The 19,743-nt window shown below is 70.5% G+C and carries 17 protein-coding genes and 1 pseudogene; 8 read left to right on the top strand and 10 right to left on the bottom strand.

Going from position 1 to position 19,743, the window contains the following annotated elements; translation table 11 throughout:
* Positions 1-3: 3 nt before the first annotated feature.
* Complete coding sequence (locus ACFVXE_RS26140; protein ID WP_389674626.1) at positions 4-540, bottom strand: hypothetical protein; 537 nt, start codon at positions 538-540, stop codon at positions 4-6.
* A gap of 124 nt (positions 541-664) precedes the next feature.
* On the opposite strand from ACFVXE_RS26140, the gene ACFVXE_RS26135 reads away from it, so the two are divergent.
* A complete protein-coding gene (locus tag ACFVXE_RS26135) occupies positions 665-862 on the top strand; it encodes a zf-HC2 domain-containing protein (protein WP_389674624.1) in 198 nt (65 codons plus the stop codon).
* Here ACFVXE_RS26135 and ACFVXE_RS26130 read toward each other — a convergent pair.
* Both ACFVXE_RS26130 and ACFVXE_RS26125 read right to left on the bottom strand, forming a co-directional pair.
* Entirely contained in the window at positions 796-1,365 is a 570-nt protein-coding gene (locus tag ACFVXE_RS26130; protein WP_389674623.1) for a sigma-70 family RNA polymerase sigma factor, read from the bottom strand. The two genes, ACFVXE_RS26135 and ACFVXE_RS26130, sit on opposite strands and share 67 nt — an antisense overlap.
* Positions 1,366-1,777: 412 nt before the next feature.
* Positions 1,778-2,239, bottom strand: coding sequence for a universal stress protein (locus ACFVXE_RS26125; RefSeq protein WP_389674622.1), 462 nt, complete (start codon positions 2,237-2,239; stop codon positions 1,778-1,780).
* Positions 2,240-2,405: 166 nt separating this feature from the next.
* On the opposite strand from ACFVXE_RS26125, the pseudogene ACFVXE_RS26120 reads away from it, so the two are divergent.
* A pseudogene (locus tag ACFVXE_RS26120) lies at positions 2,406-3,238 on the top strand (polysaccharide deacetylase family protein).
* Here the strand turns inward: ACFVXE_RS26120 and ACFVXE_RS26115 are convergent.
* From ACFVXE_RS26115 to ACFVXE_RS26100, 4 genes are all read right to left on the bottom strand, one after another.
* Positions 3,216-3,920, bottom strand: coding sequence for a sortase domain-bontaining protein (locus ACFVXE_RS26115; RefSeq protein ID WP_389674620.1), 705 nt, complete (start codon positions 3,918-3,920; stop codon positions 3,216-3,218). The pseudogene ACFVXE_RS26120 and the gene ACFVXE_RS26115 overlap by 23 nt on opposite strands.
* Before the next feature lie 331 nt (positions 3,921-4,251).
* Positions 4,252-4,767 carry a hypothetical protein gene (locus tag ACFVXE_RS26110; protein WP_389674619.1) on the bottom strand — a complete coding sequence of 172 codons (516 nt, stop codon included), beginning with the start codon at positions 4,765-4,767 and terminating at the stop codon, positions 4,252-4,254.
* Positions 4,768-4,943: 176 nt separating this feature from the next.
* Positions 4,944-5,708, bottom strand: a complete 765-nt coding sequence (locus ACFVXE_RS26105; RefSeq protein WP_389674618.1) for a hypothetical protein — start codon at positions 5,706-5,708, stop codon at positions 4,944-4,946.
* A gap of 31 nt (positions 5,709-5,739) precedes the next feature.
* Positions 5,740-5,871, bottom strand: a complete 132-nt coding sequence (locus ACFVXE_RS26100) for a hypothetical protein (protein ID WP_389674617.1) — start codon at positions 5,869-5,871, stop codon at positions 5,740-5,742.
* Positions 5,872-6,417: 546 nt separating this feature from the next.
* Here ACFVXE_RS26100 and ACFVXE_RS26095 point away from each other — a divergent pair.
* The 3 genes from ACFVXE_RS26095 to ACFVXE_RS26085 all read left to right on the top strand — a co-directional run bounded on the left by ACFVXE_RS26095 (position 6,418) and on the right by ACFVXE_RS26085 (position 10,569).
* Entirely contained in the window at positions 6,418-7,377 is a 960-nt protein-coding gene (locus tag ACFVXE_RS26095; protein ID WP_389674615.1) for an SCO0930 family lipoprotein, read from the top strand.
* A gap of 202 nt (positions 7,378-7,579) precedes the next feature.
* Complete coding sequence (locus tag ACFVXE_RS26090) at positions 7,580-8,398, top strand: SAM-dependent methyltransferase (protein WP_389674614.1); 819 nt, start codon at positions 7,580-7,582, stop codon at positions 8,396-8,398.
* Positions 8,395-10,569 carry a putative bifunctional diguanylate cyclase/phosphodiesterase gene (locus ACFVXE_RS26085; RefSeq protein ID WP_389674612.1) on the top strand — a complete coding sequence of 725 codons (2,175 nt, stop codon included), beginning with the start codon at positions 8,395-8,397 and terminating at the stop codon, positions 10,567-10,569. The genes ACFVXE_RS26090 and ACFVXE_RS26085 overlap by 4 nt, the downstream gene beginning before the upstream one ends.
* A 119-nt stretch (positions 10,570-10,688) precedes the next feature.
* Here ACFVXE_RS26085 and ACFVXE_RS26080 read toward each other — a convergent pair whose 3' ends face one another.
* Positions 10,689-11,585, bottom strand: coding sequence for a LysR family transcriptional regulator (locus ACFVXE_RS26080; RefSeq protein ID WP_389674610.1), 897 nt, complete (start codon positions 11,583-11,585; stop codon positions 10,689-10,691).
* A 95-nt stretch (positions 11,586-11,680) separates the two neighbouring features.
* Between ACFVXE_RS26080 and ACFVXE_RS26075 the strand changes: the two genes are divergently transcribed.
* From ACFVXE_RS26075 to ACFVXE_RS26065, 3 genes are read left to right on the top strand one after another with little or no spacing between them, the layout of a single operon-like run.
* Positions 11,681-12,388 (top strand): succinate dehydrogenase, encoded by a 708-nt coding sequence (locus ACFVXE_RS26075; RefSeq protein ID WP_389674608.1) that lies wholly within the window; start codon positions 11,681-11,683, stop codon positions 12,386-12,388.
* 1 nt (position 12,389) lies between these two features.
* Complete coding sequence (locus ACFVXE_RS26070; RefSeq protein ID WP_389674606.1) at positions 12,390-14,339, top strand: fumarate reductase/succinate dehydrogenase flavoprotein subunit; 1,950 nt, start codon at positions 12,390-12,392, stop codon at positions 14,337-14,339.
* Positions 14,336-15,082 (top strand): succinate dehydrogenase/fumarate reductase iron-sulfur subunit, encoded by a 747-nt coding sequence (locus ACFVXE_RS26065; protein WP_389674605.1) that lies wholly within the window; start codon positions 14,336-14,338, stop codon positions 15,080-15,082. The genes ACFVXE_RS26070 and ACFVXE_RS26065 overlap by 4 nt, the downstream gene beginning before the upstream one ends.
* A gap of 116 nt (positions 15,083-15,198) precedes the next feature.
* Here ACFVXE_RS26065 and ACFVXE_RS26060 read toward each other — a convergent pair whose 3' ends face one another.
* Positions 15,199-16,965 (bottom strand): glycosyl hydrolase family 18 protein, encoded by a 1,767-nt coding sequence (locus ACFVXE_RS26060; protein ID WP_389674603.1) that lies wholly within the window; start codon positions 16,963-16,965, stop codon positions 15,199-15,201.
* A 250-nt stretch (positions 16,966-17,215) separates the two neighbouring features.
* Positions 17,216-19,639, bottom strand: coding sequence for an excinuclease ABC subunit UvrA (gene uvrA, locus ACFVXE_RS26055; protein ID WP_389674601.1), 2,424 nt, complete (start codon positions 19,637-19,639; stop codon positions 17,216-17,218).
* Positions 19,640-19,743 lie beyond the last annotated feature (104 nt).

The raw sequence follows: 19,743 nt of genomic DNA, 5'->3' as shown, positions 1-19,743 counted from the left end.
GGTTCAGTACAGATGGATCGCGAGATGACCGAGCGGCAGCCCCAGCTGCCAGGCGGGGGTCCACACCTGGGCCGTTCCCTCGGCCCCCTGCTCGTCGTCCTCGACGCCGACCGGTTCCCACGGCGGTGGGCCGATCGCATCCAGGTCGGCCGCGAGCAGTTCGGTCTCGTCCAGCCACCGCCACGCCGCCCGGGCCAGCGCCAGATCGGGATCGGGCCCGCCCCGGCCGCCGTCCGGCGCGGCCTCCGCACTCAGCGTGTCGAGCTGTTCGCACACCCAGCTCCGCCAGGCGCTTCCGTACGCCGTCAGCAGACGCAGCTCGTCCATCATCCCGGTCGCGGGCAGCACATCGGCCACCGCCCCGTCGGAGAGGAAGATGGTCAGGGCCAGGGCGTCGCGCCCCGCGCGGTACTCCAGTGTCGCCGGCTCCATCAGATCACCGGTCCGCAGCAGTTCGTCGGCGATGTACTCCGCGTACATCCAGGCCATCGGGACCAGGAGCCCGCCCCCACCGGCCCCATCGGCACGTTCCGGACGCATCCCGTCTCGCCTCTTTCTGTGTTCGGCACCGGGCTTCACGCAGCATTGAACCGGGGGAGGACGCCCCGCGTGGCCAGAAATGCAGGATCCGTCCGGCCCGATCCGTCACAGACAGGAGGTTTCGATGACCACCGATCCCCCGGAGGGCCCGCATGTGCGGCAGTTGCTCGGTGCCTATGTGCTCGATGCGCTCACCGACGGGGAGGCCCGGCCGGTCGCGCGGCACCTGCAGAGCTGCGACGGCTGCGCAGCCGACTACCTGGAGGTCGCCGAAGCGGTGTCCCTGCTCGGGCTGCTCGGCGCGAAGGACCTGCTGGAATAGCCGGGAAGGCTGCGGGAGAGCAGACGCAGGGCGTAGTAGGAGCGGGACTTGACGGTGCCCACCGGTATGCCCAGCGCCCGGGCGGTCTCGGCCACGCTCAGACCGCGGAAGTAGATCTGCACCAGCACCGCACGGTGCTCCGGGCTCAGCGTCCGGACCGCTTCGCGGACATCGAGCGCGGCGACGGTCACCTCCGCCGTGTCCTCCCGGACCGGCGCGCTCTGCAGGGCGAGGTCACCGACCTCTGCCGGCCTGGCCTGCCGGGACCTGCGCGCGTCGATCGCCAGACGCCGCGCGACCGTGAAGAGCCAGGGCCGCATCGACTCGTACGGACCGTCGAACGCCTCGGGATGCTGCCAGGCCCGTACGAGCGTTTCCTGGAGCAGATCCTCGGCCCGCTGCCGGTCACCGAAGGTCAGGCCGAGCAGGAAGTGGAGGAGGGCGGGACCGTGTCGGCGCTGCAACTCCGCCAGGGCCCGCTCATCGGTCGTCGTCATGGTCATCGTGAACGCCCTTTCCCGCGGAGGCCGCTGCCGCCTCGCCGCTCTCTGCGCCGTATACGAACGCATCCGGGCCGCGGCGAACAGAAGGTGCACCGGGACATGCGACGAGCGGTCGCACGGAGCGGCGAGTGGTGCGGTGAACGGTCGGGCGAGTGCCGGGCGGGCGGTGAACGGCCCGGCGGTTGCGACGCGACGGCGAGCGGGCGAGGCGCGGGTGTGCCGGCCCGGCCGCAGGCGGTCCCCCGGGCGCTGCGGCGAGCGAGCAGGCGGCCGGGCTCCGGTGCGACCGGGGAGCGGGCCTCGACCGTCACGGTCCGTGACCCCCGGCCCTGTGGCTGCTCGCCGCCCGGCGAAGTCCGTCGCGGCCGGCGGAAGTCCGACGGCGGCCGCCCACCCGCGTGCGGCGTGCGCGCTACGGAACGACGGTGACGGGCCAGCGCCCCGCCTTCACCAGCCGGATCGCCACCGAACCGATGAAGCGGTGCCCCGCCGACTCCGACGCCCCCACCACGACGGCATCCGCCTTCAGCTCATCGGCCGCGGTGACCAGCCCGTTGTACGGGTCGCCGCGGAAGGTGTGGAACTCCCAGCGCACATTCCATATGTCCTTCAGCCGCTCCGTCGCCGAGCGGATCTCGCTCACCAGCCCCTCCGCCACCTCGCCGGTCGTGTCGGCGACCGGTGCGCCGAGTGCGGCCCCCGCAGGCATCACCGGCTGGACGTAGACGAGGGCGAGCATGGCGTTCTGGCGCCGTGCGAGCCCGGCGGCGTACGCGGCGGCACGCATCGAGGACTCGGAGCCGTCGAGGCCCGCGACGATCACCTTGGGTCCGTCCGTGCCGCGTTCGAACTGGTGGGGCTGCTGGTCTGTCACGGCAGTGAGGTTAGCCGCTCCCACCGGCGCGTCCGCCGCGGGCTGCCCGGCAGGCCGGACCCGGGAGTGACGGACCCCGTTGATGCGTTCCCTCGATCGGGTGCGAGCCGCCTCGCATCCGGTGTCGTCGAGCGGGGTGGGAGAGCCGGCATGCGAGCAGTGGGGCATGCAGATTGATCAGAGGCCGGTCGGCCGCAGGACGATGCTGCGGATGGCGGCCGGCTCGCCGCCGCTACTGTCTTGCACATGATTGCCGCAGATTCGGCCGGCGCTCCGGACCGGGCCGCGATGGAGCCGGCAGGGGCCGTCGGGCCGCTGACCGCTCTCCCGGCCGCGCTCTCCGCACACCGGCCACAGCCCGTGACCACGGATGCCGCGCCCCGGTTCCGGCCGGCGCCGGTCCGCACCAGGCCGTTCGAGGAAGTGCCCGACATCGGCCATGCCATGGTGCTCACCTTCGACGACGGTCCCGACCCGCTGCACACCCCGCACATCCTCGACATCCTGCGCACGCACGACGTCCGCGCGATGTTCTTCCTCTGCGGGGAGATGGCCGACGGCAATCCGGATCTGGTGCGGGCGATCGCGGACGACGGGCACACCATCGGCAACCACTCATGGGCCCACCCGTTGTTCACGGAGCTCTCGCGGGCCCGCATCCGGGACGAGCTGGGTCGTACCGGCGATGTCATCGAGAAGCTCACGGGCGCTCCGCCGCTCTGGTGCCGGGCGCCGTACGGAGCCTGGAACCGCGACACCTTCGAGATCGGTGCAGCCATGGACATGGAGCCGATGGCGTGGACCGTGGACAGTCTGGACTGGACGGAGCCCGGCGTGACCAGCATCGTCCGCCGGATCCGGGAGGGGGCCGCGCCCGGCGCCGTGGTCCTGTCGCACGACGCCGGCGGAGACCGCTCGCAGAGTGTCGCCGCGCTGCGCAGATATCTTCCGGAGCTGCTCGACGAGGGCTACCGGATCACGGTGCCGCACCGCCGGTGACGGCCCGTCGGCTGCCGGTCGCCGCGGGTCGGCCGGACGTGACCAGGCGGGCGAGGACGACGACGGTTCCGCGGTCGTGCCCGTCGGCCGTCGTGCCGCCGCAGGAGATGATCCGAAGCTCGGCCCTTCCGGTGCCGCCGTGCACCCGGGGGCCGGGGCAACGGGTCCTGGAGAGCAGTTCGACTCCGTAGAGCTCGAACACCGCGGCCGTGCCGTCGGGGCGGGACACCTCGATGCGGCTGCCCTTCCTGAGTGAGCCGACACCGTGGAAGACGGCGCGGCCCGCCGTGCTGTCGGCCCGCCCGACCAGTACCGAGGTGCCCGGCTGCCCCGGCGCGACGCCGTTGCGGTACCAGCCGGCGAGACCGGGTTCTCCCGGAGCCGGTGGCTCGATCCGGTCGTTTCCGCTCGGGTTCGTCTCGATGATCGGGGCATCGACCCGGAGCGACGGGATGACCACGCGCGAGGCGGCCGGGTGAGCCGGCGACCGCACCGAGGCCCCCTCGGCGAGCGCCCCTGCGCTCCCCGGGTGACGGCCGGACGGGGCGACGGCGGGCCGGGGCGGGTCCGGGGGGAGGCCCGGCCCGTTCCGCACCAGTGCGAGGCCGGTGAGCAGCACCAACGCGAGTGCGCCCCAGGGCGAGTATCTGGTCCGCTCGACGCGCCACTGGTCCCGGCCCATGGTTCTCCCTTCGTCCCGACGTCTGGAAGGCTAAGGGCGCAGCGGACGGGCGGCGATCAGGAAGGGGCGAACGGGTGGCTGCCGGGAGGGCCCCGCTCGGCGGAGTGCCGAACCGATGGGCTGCCTGACAGCGTGTCACCTGCGGATTCGTCAGCTCTGCCGTCATGGAGAGCTTTGCGCGGGATCACGGGGGTGGCGCGGTCGGCGTGTTGCCGCATCATCGCCCCAGGGGAATCCCGCCCGACGAGCCCGCCGTCCGAAGAGTCCCGGCACCGGCTGCGCCTGTCGCCCGGGCCTGGAGCCGGGCGCGGGCGACAGGCGTTCGCCCCGTTCAGTGGCCGCGGCCCTGCTTGCGGCGGCGCGTCACGAAGACGGCGCGGGCGGCCGCGACCACCAACAGCGCGGCTCCGCCCGCCGCCTCTGCGGTGTTCAGCCCTGCGATGCCGTTGCCGAGGCCACCCTGCACCGCCTCCGGCGCCGGGGAGCCGGCGGCGGGGGCAGTGGTGGCGATGGTGAGAGCGACCTTCGCCCTGGCGGTCGGCGACGAGTTGCAGATGAACGTCACTTCATGGACGGAACCGCCTACGGCATCATCGGCGACGGTGGCCGTGACGCTGCCGCCCGGGGGGATGTCGACGCTGTCGAAGACGTCCGAGCGGGCCGCCGCCGCTCTTGAACACCCTTGCGCGGTGAGCGTGACCTGACCGCCCGGCGCGATGACCGAAGGAGTGACGGCGGGTCCGGTCGTGCTTCCCCGGGGCGAGGCGTACGGCGTCGCGGCCGGTGCGGTCAGGGCCAGGGCGACGGCGCCGAGCAGGGCGACGGATGCGATGCGTACGGCGCGCATGGTGAATCCTCCGGTTCGCCGAGGAGCGGCTGCGGAACGGGTTTCCGTACGACGTCGCACGTGCGCCTCGATGACGGAAACGCTAGAAGTGCCGCATGCGGCCCGCGATCGGGGTCCGGCGAATGGGGCAGCGTTGTCCCTCGGGCGGCGCACCATCGGGACGTGTCGGACGCCGGTCAGCCCGACACGTGGGGAAAGAGGGCGAGGAACGGGGCCGCGGTCGCCGAGATCCCGCGGCCGAAGGGGGAGTCGAAGTCCCAGATCAGGAAGAGCAGGAAGGCGATGAGCACACTGAACAGTCCGGCCAGGAGCAGTTCCCGGAACGTTCTGCGGATCTGGAGTGTGAAGATCAGCCCGACGGTCACCAGTGCTCCGATGATCAGACCGAACCAGACCACCCCCGGCATGGTGGCGCCGGCGCTCTGCCCCCGGGCGCTGCGTGCGTCGTCGGCAGCGGCGACCTGATCGACCAGCGGCTGATATGCCTGTCCCTCATGGTCGGTCCTCGGCTTGTAGTCGGTGACGTCGGCGCGTACCCGGGCGAGGAGTTCGGTGCCCTTGTCGGTGAGATCGCCGTGTTCGGCCATCACCTTCCATTCCTTGTGGACGACATGGCCGACGTACGCGTCGACGTCGGCGCGGATCCGGTTGTGCACCTCCGCCGGGTAGACCGACGACCTGACGTTCACCTCGTGCAGGGCCTGGGCCTCCTGGCGTACGTACTCCTGGGCGGCGCTGCGCCCCTCCCAGACGCCGGCGATGGCGAGGCCGAGCACGATGGCGTAGACCACTCCGATCATCATCGTCATGTACTCGATCACATCGGGGGTCTCGGACGGGTCGTCATCCTCCCCGATACGGCGATTGTTGAGAACGGCGATGGTGAGCACGACGGCGCAGGCCGCGGCCATGGCGATAGAGAGAACAAGCCATTCCGACATGGGCTTCTCCGTAGGTCATCCGGTCATCAGGTCAGCGGGAGCGGGGACGTAGCACGGCGACGGCGAACACCGCCGGGGCGGTGATCAGCAGGGTGAGCGTGACCAGGGAGGCGCCGTGCTTCGGGACCTTGCGCGGCGGTCTGCGGTAGTCGGGGATCGCCACGGGCTTTGGTGCGGGCGGCGTCGGGCGTACGGAAGGCGCGGGAGGCGCGGGAGGCGGCGGCGCCGGTGCGGGCGGCGGAGGAGGCGGCGGGGGCGGCGGTGGAGGTGGAGGCGGGGGTGGCGGGGGTGGGGGTGGGGGTGGTGGCGGCTCAGGTCGCGGAGTGGGTCTGGGAGCCGGGCCCGCCTGGCAGTGGCCGTCGCCCGATGTGGCGACCGACGAATTGCCGCCGCCGTCCCCGATCGAGGCGTACGAGCAGTTGTCGGCCGCCGCGGGCACCGGGGCGGTCAGGAGCCAGATGAGTGCGACGGCTGCGGTGAGCCGCCCGATGAGCGATCCGTACACGACGGGGAGCATGTTCCGGCTGGTCGCACGGCACGCGGATCACGGTCCGGATTCCCCTGATGGAGGGGACCTGGGGTGTGGCGGGTTTGCGGCTCGGGGAAATTCTGCGAACGCGTTGAACAAAGAAGCACCCACCGCCCGTACCTAGGGCCATGAACGGCGCGGGATCGCGTCACAACTGGCTTGAGAATCACGGGAGTTGACATGAACACCTGGCGGAACGCCTCGCTCGCGGTGACCGCGGCTGCCCTGTTGGCGCTGACGACGGCGTGCGGTCAGGAGCAGGGCACCTCGTCCCCCAACGGGCAGAACGTGGGCAACGCGAGTCCGGCCGGGCAGGCCGGCAGCGGTTACGGCTCCGACAGCGGCTACGGATCCGATTCCGCTGCCGGGACAGCCACGTCGAAGCAGGCCGGACAGCTCGCTGTCTGGGACAGCAAGAAACTCGGCAAGGTCGTGACGGACAGCGAGGGATTCACTCTCTACCGTTTCGACAAGGACACCGCGAGTCCGCCCAAGTCGAATTGTGAGGGCGATTGTGCGAAGGCCTGGCCGGTTGTTCCCGCGGGGAATGTCACGGCTGCCGCCGGTACCGACGCGGCGCTGATCGGCAAGGTCACCCGCGCGGACGGCACCCAGCAACTCACCATTGCCGGGTGGCCGATGTACCGGTACGCCAAGGACGCCGAGCCGGGTGACGCCAATGGTCAGGGCGTGGGAGGCACCTGGTTCGCCGCAGCGCCGGACGGCAAGAAGGCGGCGGTGAACACCGCAGATTCCACCGGCGGCGAGCAGGCGGATCTCGCCGGGCTTTCGGTCCGGAAGGATCCGGAACTCGGCAACATCGTCGTCGACAAGCGCGGCATGACGGTCTACCGGTTCAAGAAGGACTCTGCCTGGCCGATGAAGTCCGCCTGCACCGGAGCCTGTCTCTCGAAGTGGCCGGTTGTCGCCCCACTGACCAAGAATGACGTCAAGGGCGTCACCACCAAGGGCTTTGTCACCTTCAATCGGCCCGACGGTCTCAAGCAGCAGGCCATCGACTGCTGGCCCATCTATACTTTCTCCGGTGACACGAAGCCGGGTGACACCAACGGCCAGGGTGTCGGGGGCACATGGTACGCGGTGACGCCCGAAGCGAAGCTTGTAGGCGCCGCGAAGTAGACACGTGGCAACCGCTTCCGGCCGGCCCGTCGCCGAATGTCACACTTAGCGACGGGCCGGTTGCACATGCCACTGGCGTGTGACCAATAACGGACCGCGAATTTCCGTTTCCGCTCGCTCTCCTGGCGGTCGATCAGTAGCCTCTGGTCAACACTGACCATGAACATGGCCGGATCGCCGTGGCGACTTGTTGGAGACATCGATGGAGCGTCCCGCCTGGGCACCGCAAGGCATTGACATTTCGGTGCCGAGCGTGTCCCGCATGTATGACTTCTACCTGGGCGGCTCGCACAATTTCGAGGTGGACCGGGAAGCTGCCCGCAAGGCCATGGAGTTCATGCCGGGGCTTCCCAAGATCATGCAGGCCAATCGCGCCTTTATGCGCAGGGCCGTCCGCCACGCCGTGAGTGAGGGCGTCACTCAGTTCCTGGACATCGGTTCCGGCATACCGACCTTCGGTAATGTCCACGAAGTCGCTCTGGCCGCCGATCCCGAGGCGCGAGTGGCGTATGTCGACCACGACTCCGTCGCGGTCGCGCACAGCCAGGCCGTACTCGAGGGCAACGACCGGGCGGTGATCGCGAACGCCGATCTGCGCCGCCCGCAGGAGATCCTGAAGAACTCCGAGGTCAACGAAGTTCTCGACCTGAACCGTCCGGTGGCGCTGCTGCTCGTCGCCGTCCTCCATTTCATCGAGGACGCGGACGATCCGCAGTCGGCGATCGCCGAGCTGACCGAGGCTCTCGCCCCCGGCAGCCTGCTCGTCCTCACCCATGCCTCGTACGAGGGCGTCCCGCTCGCCCGCGAGGAGGCGGGCGGAGCGGTCGGCGTCTACCGGGACATCCGCAACCCGCTGATCATGCGGTCGCGCGAAGAGATCGGCCGGTTCTTCGAGGGGTACGAGATGGTCGAGCCCGGCCTCGTGTCGATGCCCGACTGGCGCCCCGACTCACCCGCCGCGCGGGAGCAGGAAGACCCGTATGCCTTCTCGGGCTTCGGCGGAGTGGGACGCAAGGCGTGAGCATTCCCGCCCAGGCGTCCGGGGCACCGGACGCGGAGCCGGACGGTCCCGAGGACCGGCTCCGAAGATTCGCCACCATCTGGAGCCGGGCGATCTTCCCTTCCACGGCCACCTCCATGACCCGCCCGGAGTTCGAACAGCATCTGCTGCCGCTCGCCCGCAGGATGAGTGACGTCCTGCACGCGCGGCCCTTCGACCCGGCACCCGCGAACCAGGTGGGAGCCGCCCTCGTCGAGGCGCACTGCACCGATCCGGACGCGCTCAGCTCCACGCTCGGCGTCATCGACTCGTACCTCGTGCTCTACTGCGGCGGCAACGGCCCGGTGACCCTGTCGACCGAGGACAGCAGGGCCCGTTGCGCCCGGATCCAGCATGCCCTCGCGGGCGGCTTCACCCAGGCCCTGCGCGAGCGGACCCTCGCCGAGCAGGAGGCGATCGCCCGCTCGGCGCTCGTCGCCCGCTCCCACGCCGAGCAGGCCCTGCACGCCACCGAGGCGCGGTTTCAAGCCGTATTCAAGGACGCTGCCGTCGGCATCGGCATCGCCGACCTGGACGGCAACGTGCTGGAGGTCAACGACACCCTGACCCGGATGTTCGGCGGGCTCGACCATCACGTCCGCAGCCACAAGGTCAATGAGTGGGTCCACCCCGAGGACTCCCCGCACGTGTGGAAGTACTACGACGAGCTGGTGCGCGGCGAGCGCGAGCACTACCGGGTCGAGAAGCCGTACTACCGCAACGACGGCACCGTCCTGTGGACCAATCTCACGGTGTCGCTGCTCCGTGACCCCGAGGGCCGGCCGCAGTACCAGCTGGCGCTGATGGAGGACACCACGGAGCGCAGACTGCTCAATCTCCGTCTGCGTTACGAGGCCACCCACGACGCGCTCACCGGGCTGCCGAACCGGACGCTGTTCTTCGAACGGCTGGAGAAGGCGCTGTCCACCGACGACGGCAGCCGGTTCGGGCTCTGCTACCTCGACCTCGACGGCTTCAAGGCGATCAACGACAGCCTGGGGCACGCGGCGGGGGACCGGCTGCTCGTCGAGGTCGCCGACCGGCTGCAGAGCTGTGCGACCGCGCCCGGCGAGATGGTGGCGCGGCTCGGCGGCGACGAGTTCGTCGCGCTGACCACCGGTCCGAACACCGAGGCGGAGGTCGACGAACTGGCCTGCCGGATCCTGGGCGTTCTCGGCACCCCGATCCGGCTCGACGGCCGCGAACTGACCGTACGCGGCTCGATCGGCGTCGTCGAAGGACCGGCGGGCGAACGCACCGCCGCGGAGGTGCTGCGCAGCGCCGACATCACCATGTACCGGGCCAAGTCGGCGGGCGGCAACCGTTTCGAGCTCGCCGACGCCGAGGCGGACGCCCGCGCCATCACCCGGCACGGACTGACCACCGCGCTGCCCGCCGCCCTGGAGCGCGGTGAGTTCTTCATCGAGTACCAGCCGCTCGTGCACCTCGACGACGGCTCGGTCCACGGCGCGGAGGCGCTGGTGCGCTGGTGCCATCCGCAGCACGGAGTGCTCGGCCCGGACCGGTTCATTCCGCTCGCCGAGCACACCGGGCTGATCGTGCCGCTCGGGCGGTGGGTGCTGGAGGAGTCCGTACGGCAGGCCAATTTCTGGCAGGAGCGGCACAGCGACGGCGGTCCGCTGCGGATCAACGTCAATCTGTCGCCGACCCAGCTGCACCACCCCCGGCTGGTCGCCGAGACGGTCGACGTGCTGGAGCGCTCGGGGCTGGAGCCGGCGGCGCTCTGCCTGGAGGTCACCGAGTCCGCGCTCATCGGCGCCGAGGACGATCTGCTCAAACCGCTGCGGCAACTGGCCGAGATGGGCGTCGACATAGCGCTCGACGACTTCGGCACCGGCTACTCGAATCTGGCCAATCTGCGCCGGCTGCCGGTGAGCGTGCTCAAGCTGGACCGTTCCTTCACCCGGGGCATGCAGCAACACCCCGCCGACCCGGTCGACCTGAAGATCGTCGAGGGGATCGTCTCGCTGGCGCACAGCCTGGACCTGGCGGTGACCGTGGAGGGCGTGGAGACCGGAGCCCAGGCCGAGCAGCTGCGGAACCTGGGCTGCGACACCGCTCAGGGCTGGTACTACGCGCGCCCCGGCGCGCCGGACCGGATCCATTCGCTGCTGCTGGCCGACGCGATCTGAACGGGGCGCCCGGCCGGAGGTCCCGTACCTCGATGCCGGACGGGCCGCTCCGCCCTCCAGCCCGTCCGGCCACGGCCCGGCGCCCGAGACGCGCCGCGGCCGCGGATCCCGTGCAGCCCTCAGCCCGGGTCGGGCCGGCTCGCCAGCAGCACCTGCTGCAGCTCACGCGCCGCCCGAGGGGGCGCCACGTCACTGCGGTGCGCCAGCGCGATGGTGCGCCGCAGGCCCGGTCGGGCCAGCCGCGTGGTCCGCAGATCGTGCCCCGCCCGCGTCGCCACCATGCTCGGCACCACGGCCAAGCCGAGCCCCGCCCGCGCGAATCCGAGCACCGCGTCCATTTCGCCGCCCTCCACCGTGAAGGACGGTTCGAACCCCTCCGCCCGGCAGGCGGCCACCGTCAGCTCCCGCAGGTCGTAGCCGTGCCGGAACATCACCATCGGCTCACCCTCCAGATCCGCGATCCGTACGCTGCCGCCCTTCCCCGGACGCGGGGCCCGCGCCGACGAGACCACCACCAGGTCCTCCTGGAACAGCTCCACCGTGGTCAGGGCGGGAGACGCGGCGGGCAGCGGCAGCACCACCAGCGCGAGGTCGAGGGCGCCACGCGCCAGCCCCCGTACGAGGTCGAGCGAGCCGCCCTCCTCCAGCAGCAGCTGGATCCCCGGGTGCTGATCGTGGAAGGCGCGCAGCACATCGGGCAACAGCCCCGTGCAGAGGCTCGGCGTCGCACCGAGCCTGACCCGGCCCCGGCGCAGCTGAGCGAGTTCCTGCACCTCGTGGCGTGCGGTGTCGGCGTCGGCAAGGATCCGGCGGGCCAGCGGGAGCAGCGCCTCGCCCGCGTCGGTCAGCGTGATGTTGCCGCGGGCCCGGCTGAACAGCTCCGCCCCCAGCTCGTTCTCCAGTGCCCTGATCTGCTGGGAGAGCGAGGGTTGCGAGACGTGCACCTCCTCCGCGGCGCGGGTGAAGTGCCGCGTCTCGGCAACGGCCACGAAATAGGTGAGCTGCTGGAGCTGCATGCACCCAGCCTAGCCCGCCTGATAGCCAAGGCCTATGGACATGAGGCGAACCATGTCTTGGACTGATAGGGCCCTCCGGCCCTAGCGTCGGGTCCATGGCATCGGCAACACGGACGGACCGACGGCCGTCCATGACGCGCACGCTCTGGGACTCGTCGGTCGGCAAGAAGACGATCATGGCTGTGAGCGGCCTGATCATGCTCGGTTACCTGGTCGTCCACATGATCGGCAACCTCAAGATCTTCTTCGGCTCCGGGGAGTTCAACCACTACGCCCACTGGCTGCGGACCATGGGGGAGCCCTTCCTGCACTACGAGTGGGCGCTGTGGATCGTCCGCGTGGTGCTCGTCGCGGCGGTCGTGCTGCACGCCACCTCCGCGTACCAGCTGAGCCGCCGCGACATCAGGGCCAGGCCCAGCAAGTACGTCCACCGGAAGCCCCGTGCGAGCTATGCCACCCGCACCATGCGCTGGGGCGGGATCATCCTCGCCCTGTTCATCGTCTGGCACATCCTCGACCTGACCACGGGCAACGTGCACTCCGGCGGCTTCCAGGCCGGGCACCCCTACCAGAACGTCGTCGACACCTTCTCCACCTGGTACGGCGACGTCATCTACATCGTCGCCATGCTCGCCCTCGGCCTGCATGTCCAGCACGGATTCTGGAGCGCCGCGCAGACCCTCGGCGCGGGCAACGCGACCCGTGACCGTGTTCTCAAGACCCTTGCCAACGCCCTTGCGCTGGTGCTGACGGCCGGCTTCATCTCCGTGCCCGTCGCCGTCATGACCGGAGTGGTGAGCTGATATGACCGACTACGCGCACTACGAGACCGGCGTACCCGTCGTCGACGACAAGGCCCCCGACGGCCCCGTCGCCGAACGCTGGGACACCCGCCGCTTCGAGGCCAAACTCGTCAACCCGGCCAACCGGCGCAAGCACACCGTCATCGTCGTCGGCACCGGCCTGGCCGGTGGCTCGGCCGGTGCGACACTTGCCGAACAGGGCTACCACGTCGTCCAGTTCTGCTTCCAGGACTCACCGCGTCGCGCCCACTCCGTCGCCGCCCAGGGCGGTATCAACGCCGCGAAGAACTACCGCAACGACGGCGACTCGATCCACCGGCTCTTCTACGACACGGTCAAGGGCGGCGACTTCCGCGCCCGCGAGTCCAACGTCCACCGGCTCGCCCAGATCTCCGTGGAGATCATCGACCAGTGCGTCGCCCAGGGCGTCCCCTTCGCCCGCGAGTACGGCGGCCTCCTCGACAACCGCTCCTTCGGCGGCGTCCAGGTCTCCCGTACCTTCTACGCCCGCGGCCAGACCGGGCAGCAGCTCCTCCTCGGCGCCTACCAGGCGCTCTCCCGGCAGATCGCCGCGGGCAACGTCGAGCTGCACGCGCGGACCGAGATGCTCGACCTGATCATCGTCGACGGCAAGGCCCGGGGCATCGTCGCCCGCGACCTGGTCACCGGGAAGATCGACACGTACTTCGCCGACGCGGTCGTGCTGGCCAGCGGCGGCTACGGGAACGTCTTCTACCTGTCGACGAACGCCATGAACTCCAACGCCACCGCCATCTGGCGCGCCCACCGGCGCGGCGCCTACTTCGCCAACCCCTGCTTCACCCAGATCCACCCCACCTGCATCCCGCGCACCGGCGACCACCAGTCCAAGCTGACGTTGATGAGCGAGTCGCTGCGCAACGACGGCCGGATCTGGGTCCCGAAGGCGAAGGGAGACAACCGGCCGCCCGGCGAGATCCCGGAGGACGAGCGCGACTACTACCTGGAGCGCATCTACCCCGCCTTCGGCAATCTCGTCCCGCGTGACATCGCATCCCGCGCCGCGAAGAACGTCTGCGACGAGGGGCGCGGCGTCGGCCCCGGCGGTCAGGGCGTCTACCTCGACTTCGCGGAGGCCGTCCAGCGGATGGGCAGGGCCAAGGTCGAGGAGAAGTACGGCAACCTCTTCGACATGTACGCGCGGATCACCGCGGAGAATCCCTACGAGACCCCGATGCGGATCTACCCGGCCGTGCATTACACGATGGGTGGGCTCTGGGCCGACTACGACCTCCAGACCACGATCCCGGGCCTCTTCGCGATCGGCGAGGCGAACTTCTCCGACCACGGAGCCAACCGCCTCGGCGCCTCGGCGCTGATGCAGGGCCTCGCCGACGGCTACTTCGTCCTCCCGTCGACCATCAACGACTACCTGGCCCGCAATCCGCACCACGACGAGGTCGACGTCTCCCACCCCGCCGTGGAGGAGGCCCTCGCGGAGACCGAGGACCGGCTGAATCTGCTGCTCGCCGTCGACGGCGACCGCACCCCCGACTCCTTCCACCGCGAGATCGGCGAACTCATGTGGGAGTACTGCGGTATGGCCCGCACCGAGACCGGGCTGCGCAAGGCCCTCGACCGGATTCCGCAGATCCGCGAGGAGTTCTGGCACCGCATCAAGGTGCCCGGCACCGGCGACGAGTTCAACCAGTCGCTGGAGAAGGCGAACCGCATCGTCGACTACCTGGAGCTCGCCGAGCTCATGTGCCTCGACGCCCTGCACCGCGCGGAGTCCTGCGGAGGCCACTTCCGTGAGGAGTCGCAGACCCCGGACGGCGAAGCCGCCCGCCGCGACGAGGAGTTCTCGTACGCCGCCGCCTGGGAGTTCACTGCCACCGGCGACGCCCCCGTCCTGCACAAGGAAGACCTCGTCTTCGAGTACGTCCACCCCACTCAGCGGAGCTACGCATGAAGCTCACCCTGCGCGTCTGGCGCCAGAAGAACGCAGACGCCCCCGGCGCCATGTCCACCTACCAGGTGGACGGCATCTCGCAGGACATGTCGTTCCTCGAAATGCTCGACACCCTCAATGAGGAGCTCATCCTCGCCGGTGACGATCCGGTCGCCTTCGACCACGACTGCCGCGAAGGCATCTGCGGCGCGTGCAGCCTCGTCATCAACGGCGACGCGCACGGCCCGGAACGCACCACCACCTGCCAGCTCCACATGCGGTCCTTCCGGGACGGCGACACCATCGACATCGAGCCGTGGCGCGCCTCGGCCTTCCCGGTCGTCAAGGACCTGGTCGTGGACCGCTCGGCCTTCGACCGGATCATCCAGGCGGGCGGCTACATCTCCGCACCGACCGGCACCGCGCCCGACGCCCACGCCACCCCCGTGCCCAAACCCGACGCCGACTTCGCCTTCGAGCACGCCGAGTGCATCGGCTGCGGTGCGTGCGTGGCGGCCTGCCCCAACGGCTCGGCGATGCTTTTCACCTCGGCGAAGATCAACCACCTCAATGTGCTGCCGCAGGGCGCCCCGGAACGTGAGACCCGGGTGCTCGACATGGTCGACCAGATGGACAGCGAGGGCTTCGGCGGCTGCACGCTCACCGGGGAGTGCGCCACGGCCTGCCCGAAGGGCATCCCGTTGCCGTCTATCTCGGCGATGAACAGGGAATGGCTGCGGGCGACCCGAAAAGTACGCCGCTGAGGGCTGACGTTCCGTCAACTTCCGGAGCCACCTTCGCGTACCGCACACGGTGACGAGGCGTACCCGGTCCCGGGAGCCGCCCGCTCCCGGGACCGGGATTCCTGGCTGCCCGATCGTCAGGAGGTGACGGCGATGTCGTCGCCGTAGACCGTGCCCTGGGCGTACCAGCCGTGCAGATAGACCGTCACCGAACCTGTGGAACCAGTGGTGAAGGCCACCGTCTGCTTGGCCCAGCCGCTCGACGAACCCCAGGTGCTGGCCGTCGCGTCGCCCCGCACGCCCAGGTAGCCGTAGTTGCCCTGGAGCCAGCCGCTCAGCGTGTACTTGGTGTGGGGGGACAGGGTCAGCTGCTGCGTGCACTCGCCGGTCTGTGAGGCGGTGGCCACCGCCGCCACCGCGTGCGAACCGCTGTGCACCGGGGTGGAGACGACGGCGCCGCCGCTCTCACAGTTCCACGGGCTGAGCGAGCCGGACTCGAAGGTGCCGTTCACCAGTGCCCCCGTACCGCCTCCGGGTCCGGACACCGTGAGCGTGAAGGTGACCGAGTGGGTGAGCGTGCCGGCGGTTCCCTTCACCGTGACGGCGTACGTGCCGGGGGCCGCGGACGCGGACGCGCCGACGGTCAGCTGCGAGGTGCCGCCCGCGGTGACCGAGGCCGGGCTGAGCGTCGCCGTCACTCCGGTGGGCGCCCCGCTCGTCGTCAGCGCGACGGTCCTGGCACTGCCTGAGGTGACCGCGGTGTTCACCGTGGCCGTGGTGGAGCCGCCCGGGGCGACCGTTGCCGATCCGGGTGCGACGGCCACCGAGAAGTCGTCCGTCACGGGTGTCCCCCCGCCACCCGTGAAGGGGGCGAAGGTGTGTGAGAAGTACCAGGTGTCCTGCGCGATGCCGGAGCAGGAGTCGCTGCCGCCGGTGCCGGGGCAGCCGCCGTTGTCGCGCTGCAGCGCCCAGAAGGACAGGGTTCCGATGCCCTTGGAGACGGCCCAGTTGTAGACCGAGGTGGCATCGGCGGTGGTGAACGTCTCGGCAGGCCCGTAGTCGTCGATGCCGGGCATCTCGATGACGCCGACCATGGCCCACAGCTGCGCGGACGTCCTTCCGGGGTACAGCCCGGCCAGCTGGTCGTGGAGGCCCGACGTCGCGGTCTGGGTGTCCGTGCCCATGTTGTGCGCGGCGCCGTCGTAGTAGTCGAAGGTCATGAGGTTCACGACATCGACCTTGGCGCCGTTGGACACGGCGTTCCGCAGGACCGCGAGACCGCTGTCGGCGAGCCCGCTCGTGGTGGTGGGCAGGGTGTAGGAGATCTGCACCGACCGGCCGTTGGCGACGGCCCAGTCCTGCACCTTCTTGATGGCCTTGTTGCGCCGGTCGATCCCGGCGCTGTTCGTCAGCGAGTTGTCCTCGATGTCCATGTCGAGGCGGGACACGTCGTACGTCGTGATGACCTTCTCGTACGCCGCGGCGATGGAGTCGACGCTGGTGCAGCTGTCGGCGATCTCGGTGGCGCCGTTGTCGGCCGCGTACCCGCCGAACGACGGAATCACATCGCCGCCACGCGACCGCATGGTCGTGAAGTCGGCGCCGAACTGCGCCTGTGCGATGGGCTGGCTGGACTCGCCGTTCCAGTACGGGGTGCAGGAACCACTGGCTTCGGTCTGGATGAAGGCCATCGTCAGATACTTGGCGCCGGACGCCGCGGAGAGGGCGGCGGGGCTGTCACCGTTGTACGCCTCGAAGTACGGGGCGAAGACATGCGCGGGCAGGGGGGTGGCGGCGGTCGCGGCGGCCTGCGCGCCGGCGCCCGATCCGAGGACCAGTCCGGCGGACGCGACCGCCGTGGCCAGGGCGCCGAGGACTGCGCCGACTGTTCGTGAACGTCTCATGGGGATGCTCCCAGCGGGGTGGGACGACGGGCGGATTGCACGGTTCGGCCGCGCGGTGAGGGGCGCGGCCCGTTCCCTGTGAATCCCGGCCGGGGGTCACGTACCGTCACGGCATCGAGCGGCCCGTGGTGGCATGCCCATGATTGGTCTGGACCAGACCGAGGTCAATGCTCTTTGCCGATTCGTGCCCCGTTGCTTGCCTGAAGCGGCAACTCTGCACGTTTGAGCCGGAGTTGTACCCGATCGGCCGTCAGGGCAGCCGGAGGGCGGCCGACAGGTACGGTGCAGTCCTGCCCTCCGTCGCGCGGGCCACCTCGCCGGGCGGCCCCGCCGCGACGATCCGTCCACCGCGGTCCCCGCCGCCCGGCCCGAGGTCGATCACCCAGTCGGAGCCCGCGACGACCGCCATGTCGTGCTCCACGACCACCACCGTGCTGCCCGCGTCGACCAGACCGTGCAACTGCCGCATCAGCACCTCGACATCGGCCGGATGCAGACCCGTCGTCGGCTCGTCGAGGAGGTACACGGTGTGTCCGCGACGGGTGCGCTGAAGCTCGGTGGCGAGCTTGATCCGCTGCGCCTCGCCGCCCGACAACTCGGTCGCCGGCTGCCCCAGCCGCAGATAGCCGAGCCCGACATCGAGGAGTGTCCGCAGGCTGCGCTCGACCGCGGGCGTTCCCGCGAAGAACCCGGCCGCCGATTCCACCGTCAGGTCCAGCACCTGCGCGATGTTCAGCCCGCGCAGTGTGACCTCCAGCGTCTGCGGGTTGTACCGGGCACCGTGGCAGTCCGGGCAGGGCGCGTACGTGCTGGGCAGGAAGAGCAGTTCGACGGAGACGAACCCCTCGCCCTGGCAGGTCTCGCAGCGGCCGCCCGCCACATTGAACGAGAACCTTCCCGCCCGGTAACCGCGCTCGCGCGCCATGCCGGTCCCGGTGAACAGCTTCCGTACGGCATCGAAGAGCCCCGTGTACGTGGCCAGGTTGGAGCGGGGCGTACGGCCGATCGGCTTCTGGTCGACCTGGACAAGACGGTCCACGGCCTCCAGCCCCTGCGCCGACGCGCATCCCGGCGCGGGCGGCTCGGCGGGGGCGCCTGTGGCGGCGGAGGTCTGCCGGTCGGCGAGGACGCCGGCGAGCACCTGACCGACCAGGGTCGACTTCCCCGAGCCGGAGACCCCGGTGACCGCGGTGAACACCCCGAGCGGGAACGCGGCGTCCACCCCGCGCACATTGTGCCGGTCGACACCGGTCAGCCTCAGCCACCCGGAGGGCGCACGCGGCTTGCGTACCGGCACCGGGCCCTCGTCGAAGAGGAACCGCCGTGTCGCCGACTCCGCGACACCCGCGAGTGCGGCCGGGGGGCCGCTGTGCAGCACCCTGCCCCCGTGCTCGCCGGCCAGCGGCCCCACATCGACCAGCCAGTCCGCCCGCCGCACCACATCCATCTGGTGCTCCACGACGAAGACCGAGTTCCCGGCGTCCTTCAGCCGGCCGAGCACCGCGAGCAGGGACTCGGTGTCCGCCGGGTGCAGACCCGCCGAGGGCTCGTCCAGCACGTAGACGACCCCGAACAGTCCCGACCGCAGCTGGGTGGCGAGCCGCAGCCGCTGCAACTCACCGGCGGACAGCGTGGGTGCCGTGCGGTCGAGGCTGAGGTAGCCCAGCCCCAGCTCGGTCACCGTCCCGATCCGGGCCAGCAGATCCGTCGTCAGCACCCGCGCGGTGTCACCGCCACCCGCGGCCGACAGCACCTCGGCGAGGGACGCGAGGGGAAGCGCGGCCAGCTCGGCGATCGTACGGCCCGCGAAGGTGACGGCCATCGCCTCCGGGCGCAGCCGGCTGCCGCCACAGACGGGGCACGGCTCGCTGGTGAGGAACCGCTCGGCCTTGGCCCGCAGGGTCCGGCTCCTGGAGTCCGCGAAGGTGTGCATCACATAGCGCCGCGCGCTCATGTACGTGCCCTGGTAAGGGCGCTGGATCCGGCCCGCGTCGCGCACCGGATGGACCGTCACCACCGGCTGCTCGTCGGTGAAGAGGATCCACTCCCGGTCCTTCGCGTCCAGCTCGCGCCACGGCCGGTCGATGTCGTACCCCAGGGCGTCCAGCACATCGCGCAGGTTCTTGCCCTGCCAGGCGCCCGGCCAGGAGGCGATCGCTCCGTCCCGCACCGACAGCGCGGGGTCGGGTACGAGGAGCTCCTCGGTGGTGCGGTGGATCCGGCCCAGCCCGTGACACCCGGGGCAGGCTCCGGCGGCGGTGTTCGGCGAGAACGCGTCGGAGTCCAGCCGCTCGGCGCCGGCCGGGTGGTCCCCGGCGCGCGAGTACAGCATCCGCAGCGAGTTGGAGAGTGTGGTGACCGTGCCCACGGAGGAACGCGCGCCGGGCGCGGAGCGGCGCTGCTCCAGGGAGACCGCGGGCGGCAGCCCGGTGATCTCCGCGACCTTCGGCGCACCGACCTGATGGATCAGACGGCGGGCGTACGGGGCGACGGACTCGAAGTAGCGGCGCTGGGCCTCGGCGTAGATCGTGCCGAAGGCGAGGGAGGACTTACCGGAACCGGAGACGCCGGTGAAGACGGTCAGCGTGTCACGCGGGATGTCGACGTGGACGTCCTGCAGATTGTGCTCGCGGGCGCCTCGCACCCGCACGTACGGATCATGGGGGGTGGTCATGGGCGCGGTGACTCCGTACGGATCGGTACAGGCAGGAATCCGGGACAAACGGTTCCATTCTAGACCGGGGGAGTCGTGCGGGCCGTCGGACCGCCCCGTGCGGT

This window comes from Streptomyces sp. NPDC058231 (assembly GCF_042882275.1).
In the GTDB taxonomy this organism is placed as follows: domain Bacteria; phylum Actinomycetota; class Actinomycetes; order Streptomycetales; family Streptomycetaceae; genus Streptomyces.
This window is presented reverse-complemented; position numbering and strand designations above follow the sequence as displayed.

What these genes read in the sequence shown, in the direction of transcription:
- ACFVXE_RS26140 (WP_389674626.1), bottom strand. Translation starts at nt 540, where the DNA reads ATGCGTCCGGAACGTGCCGATGGGGCCGGTGGGGGCGGGCTCCTGGTC.
- ACFVXE_RS26135 (WP_389674624.1), top strand. Translation starts at nt 665, where the DNA reads ATGACCACCGATCCCCCGGAGGGCCCGCATGTGCGGCAGTTGCTCGGT.
- ACFVXE_RS26130 (WP_389674623.1), bottom strand. Translation starts at nt 1,365, where the DNA reads ATGACCATGACGACGACCGATGAGCGGGCCCTGGCGGAGTTGCAGCGC.
- ACFVXE_RS26115 (WP_389674620.1), bottom strand. Translation starts at nt 3,920, where the DNA reads ATGGGCCGGGACCAGTGGCGCGTCGAGCGGACCAGATACTCGCCCTGG.
- ACFVXE_RS26110 (WP_389674619.1), bottom strand. Translation starts at nt 4,767, where the DNA reads ATGCGCGCCGTACGCATCGCATCCGTCGCCCTGCTCGGCGCCGTCGCC.
- ACFVXE_RS26105 (WP_389674618.1), bottom strand. Translation starts at nt 5,708, where the DNA reads ATGTCGGAATGGCTTGTTCTCTCTATCGCCATGGCCGCGGCCTGCGCC.
- ACFVXE_RS26095 (WP_389674615.1), top strand. Translation starts at nt 6,418, where the DNA reads ATGAACACCTGGCGGAACGCCTCGCTCGCGGTGACCGCGGCTGCCCTG.
- ACFVXE_RS26090 (WP_389674614.1), top strand. Translation starts at nt 7,580, where the DNA reads ATGGAGCGTCCCGCCTGGGCACCGCAAGGCATTGACATTTCGGTGCCG.
- ACFVXE_RS26080 (WP_389674610.1), bottom strand. Translation starts at nt 11,585, where the DNA reads ATGCAGCTCCAGCAGCTCACCTATTTCGTGGCCGTTGCCGAGACGCGG.
- ACFVXE_RS26075 (WP_389674608.1), top strand. Translation starts at nt 11,681, where the DNA reads ATGGCATCGGCAACACGGACGGACCGACGGCCGTCCATGACGCGCACG.
- ACFVXE_RS26070 (WP_389674606.1), top strand. Translation starts at nt 12,390, where the DNA reads ATGACCGACTACGCGCACTACGAGACCGGCGTACCCGTCGTCGACGAC.
- ACFVXE_RS26065 (WP_389674605.1), top strand. Translation starts at nt 14,336, where the DNA reads ATGAAGCTCACCCTGCGCGTCTGGCGCCAGAAGAACGCAGACGCCCCC.
- ACFVXE_RS26060 (WP_389674603.1), bottom strand. Translation starts at nt 16,965, where the DNA reads ATGAGACGTTCACGAACAGTCGGCGCAGTCCTCGGCGCCCTGGCCACG.
- uvrA (WP_389674601.1), bottom strand. Translation starts at nt 19,639, where the DNA reads ATGACCACCCCCCATGATCCGTACGTGCGGGTGCGAGGCGCCCGCGAG.